At 37.8% G+C, this 6,126-nt stretch carries 5 protein-coding genes; 1 reads left to right on the forward strand and 4 read right to left on the reverse strand.

All coding sequences use genetic code 11. The features are described 5' to 3' along the window. Nucleotides 1-769 precede the first annotated feature (769 nt). The gene (locus F6K13_RS14290; RefSeq protein ID WP_287287683.1) at nucleotides 770-2,101 is read right to left on the reverse strand and encodes an MFS transporter; all 1,332 of its coding nucleotides are present in this window, start codon (nucleotides 2,099-2,101) and stop codon (nucleotides 770-772) included. A 447-nt stretch (nucleotides 2,102-2,548) separates the two neighbouring features. Between F6K13_RS14290 and F6K13_RS14295 the strand changes: the two genes are divergently transcribed. Beyond that, nucleotides 2,549-2,869: a hypothetical protein gene (locus F6K13_RS14295; RefSeq protein WP_287287684.1), complete on the forward strand. Its 321-nt coding sequence runs from the start codon at nucleotides 2,549-2,551 to the stop codon at nucleotides 2,867-2,869. A 520-nt stretch (nucleotides 2,870-3,389) separates the two neighbouring features. Here the strand turns inward: F6K13_RS14295 and F6K13_RS14300 are convergent. The 3 genes from F6K13_RS14300 to F6K13_RS14310 all read right to left on the reverse strand — a co-directional run bounded on the left by F6K13_RS14300 (nucleotide 3,390) and on the right by F6K13_RS14310 (nucleotide 5,845). Further along, nucleotides 3,390-4,604: a DNA double-strand break repair nuclease NurA gene (locus F6K13_RS14300; protein WP_287287686.1), complete on the reverse strand. Its 1,215-nt coding sequence runs from the start codon at nucleotides 4,602-4,604 to the stop codon at nucleotides 3,390-3,392. A 342-nt stretch (nucleotides 4,605-4,946) separates the two neighbouring features. After that, nucleotides 4,947-5,072 carry a hypothetical protein gene (locus F6K13_RS14305; RefSeq protein WP_287287688.1) on the reverse strand — a complete coding sequence of 42 codons (126 nt, stop codon included), beginning with the start codon at nucleotides 5,070-5,072 and terminating at the stop codon, nucleotides 4,947-4,949. Further along, nucleotides 5,063-5,845, reverse strand: a complete 783-nt coding sequence (locus F6K13_RS14310; RefSeq protein WP_124144317.1) for an HAD family hydrolase — start codon at nucleotides 5,843-5,845, stop codon at nucleotides 5,063-5,065. Before F6K13_RS14310 ends, F6K13_RS14305 begins: the two co-directional genes overlap by 10 nt. Between the last annotated feature and the right edge of the window lie 281 nt (nucleotides 5,846-6,126).

Genomic DNA, 6,126 nt, shown 5'->3' on the forward strand with positions numbered 1-6,126 from the left:
CAGGAGACAGGAGGAAAATTACATGGGGATAGTCAACGAAGGGCCGCTCCGCGTCTACGCTCCCCCAAGTAATGCGTGAACACCCCCGTTGACGGTGGGGTATTAAACCCACAAAGAAAATGATAATATAAGACTTTTAGCTATTGGACAGTTCTTGTAATTTGTAAATATGCCAGCGCACATTGCTATATAAAAAAACTTCTGGCATTGAAGTTTTCTTTCCCTACTGCCTACAGCAAAGCTGCCTACTGCCTTCCTTCCTCCAAAGTGTAAGTATTCAACCGTTAGCGTAGCTCCCCCTCCGGGGGAACATGATATAAAAAATCAAATCAATTATTCCAAAGAAATTATCAATTCTTTACGCCTACTGCCTACAGCAAAGCTGCCTACTCCCTACTCCCTATGGGTGGAGTAGATGTCTAATTATCATTACATTTAAGCAACGCCAAACAATTGTGCTATCCGCCATCTCCGTTCTACTAAACTTACCCAAACTTACCCATGCCGGAATTGCATGAGCTTCAGTGTTCTATAGAACCCCTAACCGTATCTTCATATAAATATCAAGTTTTTTTGACTAGGAGACAGCTATACTGGAGACAGGAGACAGAAGGTAAGAGAGAAAAGGTTAAGAGGGAAGATTTGGGGAGAGATAATACAAAAAATTCAACACTCCTTCAACTGAATTTTCCTCAAAATTAATGCGCGAAAAGACTTGACTACCATAATTATATAGATCTCAAATGGGTTCTATAGAATTCTGCTCAAATTATTCTGAACTAAGCACAGAATCACGTTCCGCTAGTAGACGACGTAATTCTTGTTGTCGAGCGCTATCAAGTGGAAAATTCCAGATAGCGATCGCTGCTATGAGACTAATTGGGATAGGAACACAAATAAATATATATTTAAGCGCCTCAATTGCTGCGGGAGTATTTGTACCTCCAGGAACAAAACCAATCAAATCTAGAATGGGGTAAACCATACCAACTCCTAAAGCAGAACCAACTTTGTTAGTCATGGTCAACAAAGAATAGTAAAGACCTGTACGCTGTGTACCTGATTCCAGATTATCATGGTCTGTAACATCTGCCATGATCGAGCGTAACAAAAATGCTCCCGCACCAGATTCGATACCAAAAAGAATATTAACTAAAGCATACAGCCATAAATTCCCTGGTTCAACTAGCAGTATAGTAGCGATAATTATAGAACCATAAATTTTAGCAACACCAAAAGTCCGATGCTTCTCCAAACTATAACTAAGACGCATCCAGAAAGGAATGCCACAAAAACTAGCGATAAAATAGAGTAAAAGCATCAGACTAGACCATTGACCTAGATCCATGGCATAAGTAACAAAAAAAATGTAGATTGAACCAGTAATTCCAGGAGCAAGACCAACCATGAGATTTGCCAGTAGGACTCGCATTAGTAACTTGTTTTTCAATAACAGAGAAGTTGACTTGAGCAAACCAAGTTGAGGTGGTGGTGTCACAGGTCTTTCTTGAACATTACAAACAGCGATCGCTACAGTAATAGGCAGTAGTACAATAGTAAACCAACCCATAGCAGCAACTTTATTCGCAACATCAACACCCCCAGTCTGCTCAAGAATAGTTGGAAGTATCAAAACAGCTAACATTCCAAAGACTAGAGCAAACTCTCGCCAACCTTGAATTCGCGATCGCTCATAATAATCAGATGATAATTCTGCACCCCAAGACATATGAGAGATACTCAACAAAGTCCAACCCACATAGAGCAGCAGCATCCAAAACAGAAGATAATTTCCTGTGATCGGAGCTTCAGGCATAAATACTTTGTAAACGCAAATCATTAAAATAGGGACAGATAATATAATCCAATGACGACGGCGTCCAAGAGGAGTTGTGACTTTATCGCTGAGAATACCAAGAACTGGATCGGTAAAAACGTCCCAGAAACGGGTAATCATAAAAATTGTGCCCACCAGAGAAAGGCCAAGTCCCATTTCTTCTGCATAAAAAGGGGGGAGGTAGACCAAAAGAGGAAGACCAAGAGCGGAAAGGGGTATTGCAGGAGAGACAAAAGCTGCGATGGTTTTTTTGGTCAGATTCATCTTTTTGTATTATTTATGGCCTTGGAGCAAGTATAAAATTATATGTCATTTAATTTTATTTAGATGAATCAAAAATTACATTAGTTCTATATTTACTTAAGATTGGGGGATTTTTGGGGTAATGCTGAGGCGATCGCGATTTGTGATTTTATTGGTCATAACCTAAAGTACCAGGAACGTTAACGAAGTCAGAAGTCAGAAGTCAGAAGTCAGAAGTTGTTTTTGTCAAGGGGATTTGAGCGCCCCTCCAAAAACATTTCGCCTTAAAAGGCAAGGTTATGCGACCCAATTATTTTGATAAAATCTGGCGTTTTAATTTCTGGATGTTTTTTTAAAATAAAGATGTAGTGAGAAAAATATGTAAACGAAATACTATTTATTAGGATAAGTATATAGTGTTATTATTTTTTGTTATCCATAGAATTTTTAAATCAGAGGTAATTAATAATGAAATCTTTTAGCAGAAAGCTTGGTTTAGTAGAAAAGTTTATGACACTAGGACATGAAGTGGGTGGTGGACTAATTGTTAATGTTGTTTATCTTGAAGGATTTTTAGCACCTGATACTGTTAAACAAGCTCTTAAATTAGTTCAAAACCGTCATCCCATACTTCAAGTTTACATTGTTGAATGTGAGGATGAGTTTTATTTTAAATCAGAAGGAATAACAGAAATTCCTCTACAAATTATATACAAACAAAATGATAATGAAGCGATTAAATTTGCTGAAAAGGAACTACATACAAAATTTACAATTGACGATTTTTGATGTCTAATACCCAATAATCCTCAATACCTGACCTATGAGTTTTTAAGATTTTGGTTAAAGAGTCATATTGTAGTCATGGCTTCTTTGACCCAACGAGTCGCACTCAACCCAACCTATAGCAATGTGCGCTGGCATATTTACAAATTACAAGAACTGTCCAATAGCTAAAAGCCTTATATTATGGTTTTTTTATTCCCCCAGATGACCTGTTGCCTGTTGCCTGTTGCCTGCGCACAGCGCTATACTATAAAGTCTTATATCATGTTTCCCCTCCGGGGGAGCTACGAATTGCGGATAATCAGTTATAAAAAAACTTCTGGCCTTGAAGCTTTCTTTCCCTTCTGCCTTCCCCTCCTGGGAGGGGGAGGGGCGAGGGGTGGGTTGCCTACTGCCTTCCTTCCTCCAAAGTGTAAGTATTCAACCTAACATGATATTACTTTTGACTTTTGACTGTCTTGAGTGTGTCTTACATTCTGAGGAGACCTCAGAATTACACACTCGCTTTTGACTTTTAACTTCATCAAGCAATACTCCCCCGCTTCCGAGTCTCTTTATAAGAAGTTCCCACATTTTTCAAACCAGCTTTAATCATTTCCTGTTCCAATAAAGCAAAGAAACTCGCCCGGTCGCCTCCCCTAACCACCGCCTGATTATGAGCTTCCGCTAATACCACCGGATAACCATAACCCTTTTGCACTTGAGCCAACATCATTCCTAACACTAACTCCAACATTTCTTCATCCTCAGCCACCCATTCTGGCATATCAATTCTGGCAACTTCCGTACCAACATTCACATAACAAAAATAGATAATATTATCCCCATATAAATCTAAAATTCTAGCGGAAGATTGCCATAAAGGACTTCTTTGCCCAGGTTCCAATATCGAACCCCAAAATACCACATCTCGCAAGGGTTCAAATGACTGACAAGGTGCTTTTTCGGTAAAACCAAATCCCCCTAACCCAACATTCGGGCAATTACTAACACAGTCAGGTTCATCATAAATACAAGCCTTTAAGCGTAAAAAAGATAAACTTTCACTACTCCGAGAAGCACTCAAATAACCAATCAAAGGAATACCCGCTAACTTTAATTTATTCCAAGCATCTAAAATCGGATTTAAAATTCTATCCCGTGCTTCAGAAGGCAAAGATTCTAAGAACCAATAAATCAGGGAACCATCAACCATTGCTAATATTGGGGAATCTAAATTATCCGAATTATTTTTCCTCCATTCACAACCCAATTCTGCCAAAACCAAAGCCTCAGAAATAGTCCGTCGATAACCCATCCATTCTTCAGTTTTAATTCCCCATTGTCGAGAAATATAAAGGTCATCTGCTTGATAAAAAATTTCTGGAATACTATCTAAAAGTGGATAAATACTTTCACCATAATTCAACATTACTCGCCCAATATTTAGCAAATAACAATAGGCTATTTCATGGTGACTTGGTGCTATTTGAGAACCGTCTGTGGCAAATACTGTATGATTTTTTGGCGAAGGATTAATTAAGGGATAAGTATCTAAAGATTCTATAGGAATAGCTGGATTAAAAAGTATGCGATCGCTCCAACTTTCTTCTAATTCTAATAATTCTTCTTGTTCATTTTTTGCCTCTGCCAATAATTGTTGAGCTATTTCTAATCTATTTTGTGCTGCCATTGCTTCTGCTGTGAGATGTTGGCTCATCCCTTGCATTTGTTTCGCTAGTTTTGTTAGGTCTAGCATCGTTTTTATTTCCTAATTTTTAGAGATTTAAGTAGTTAATTAATCAGGAAGAAGGAAGAAGTAAGAGGGAAGAAGGAAGAGGGAAGAAAGAAGGAAAGAATCAATAGTGACATTGAAGAAAAAAAGGTAAAAATAATAGCTATATTGCTATATCTATCTAAGATAATCTAACAAAATACAGCTTTTTGTCGCATTTTTTTTTCAAGCTGGTATTAAACTTTGAGTAACTTGGTCATTTCAGTTATCAGTTAGCCTCCTAAGATTGGAACTGCGTTAACATTACATCTGTAATCAGGAGGCTTTAAATCTGGAATATTCTATTTTCTATTGGTCGATTTTTTCCTAACCTTCAAGGGGTCTTCCTCTTCCTTCCCTCTTCCCTCTTCCCTCTTCCCTCTTCCTTCTTCCCTCTTCCTTCTTCCTTTTTAACTTCTTCCTTCTTCCTTCTTCCCTCTTCCTTATTTCCATAGGGAAAAATTCTGGCAAAACTGAGTAGAAGATAATAAATGAATAGGTGGATATTGAGTTACAGATTCTCGTTCTTTCTGAGTATTGTAACCCCAATCTGCTAAAAATAATTCTACTTCTTTTAAATCCGATTGTTTTTGTACAGATAGTAAAGTTTTCAATCTATCTTCAACAAACCAAATAATTGTTCCTGCTCCTGATGCTGCTAATAACATTCTCAGAGTTTCATATTTAGGACGTTTACATTCTTTACCAATAATATCCGTTTCTGGTAAATTCACACCTTGTTTTTGGAGGAGCGATCGTACAAACCGCCCCTCTTTAGTTGTCACAATAACTGGTTTAACTTCTGATACTATTAACTGCTTTAATTTTTCCACTACTCCTGGATAAAACTCATGTAAAGACAACCATCCTTCTAAATCTTTTGCTATCCATTCATCTCTAGTAGTATCTAGACAACTACCAATTTCTCCTGGATTTTGATTCTCTTCAGTCACAATTTTTGTAGCGATCGCTTGCCATTCTCGTAAAATACTTTCTTCTTCAATACCTAATATTAATGCCCGAATCAAAACAGGCATTTCCCAGCCAATTTCAATTACGGGACGTAATCGATAAAACTGTTCTGCCAAATCATTATTTGGTTTTTGCTCTAATGGTTGCCAAATTTGACAGTAGGTGCGCCAGGCCGTTTGAAAATATTCAACCAGTCCATTGCATAAAACGCCATCAAAGTCAAGAGCTAGAAGAGTAGGAATTGTTGTTTGCATAATTTAAAAGTTCAAAATCAAAAATTAAAAGTAAGACTGCTCGGTCGCTGTTGCCTACTCTAAATAAATTTTATCGTCAACTTCAGGCTGATTAAACCTAAAACCCTGAACCAACAACCTTCTTCAGTAGTCCTGCATGGTAATGGTAAGGATATTTATCATTTTCTTTGTGGGTTTAATACCCCACCGTCTACACGGTGTTCAAAATTACTTGGGGTGAGAATCCCCATGTAATTTTCCTCCTGTCTCCTGTCTCCTGTCTCCTGTCTCCTTCTTCAATA

Origin of the sequence: Okeania sp. SIO2B9, assembly GCF_010672505.1 — a bacterium.
In the GTDB taxonomy this organism is placed as follows: Bacteria; Cyanobacteriota; Cyanobacteriia; order Cyanobacteriales; family Microcoleaceae; genus Okeania; species Okeania hirsuta.

Coding starts and splice junctions, on each gene's coding strand:
- F6K13_RS14290 (WP_287287683.1), bottom strand. CDS start 2,101: ATGAATCTGACCAAAAAAACCATCGCAGCTTTTGTCTCTCCTGCAATA.
- F6K13_RS14295 (WP_287287684.1), top strand. CDS start 2,549: ATGAAATCTTTTAGCAGAAAGCTTGGTTTAGTAGAAAAGTTTATGACA.
- F6K13_RS14300 (WP_287287686.1), bottom strand. CDS start 4,604: ATGCTAGACCTAACAAAACTAGCGAAACAAATGCAAGGGATGAGCCAA.
- F6K13_RS14305 (WP_287287688.1), bottom strand. CDS start 5,072: ATGGAAATAAGGAAGAGGGAAGAAGGAAGAAGGAAGAAGTTAAAAAGG.
- F6K13_RS14310 (WP_124144317.1), bottom strand. CDS start 5,845: ATGCAAACAACAATTCCTACTCTTCTAGCTCTTGACTTTGATGGCGTT.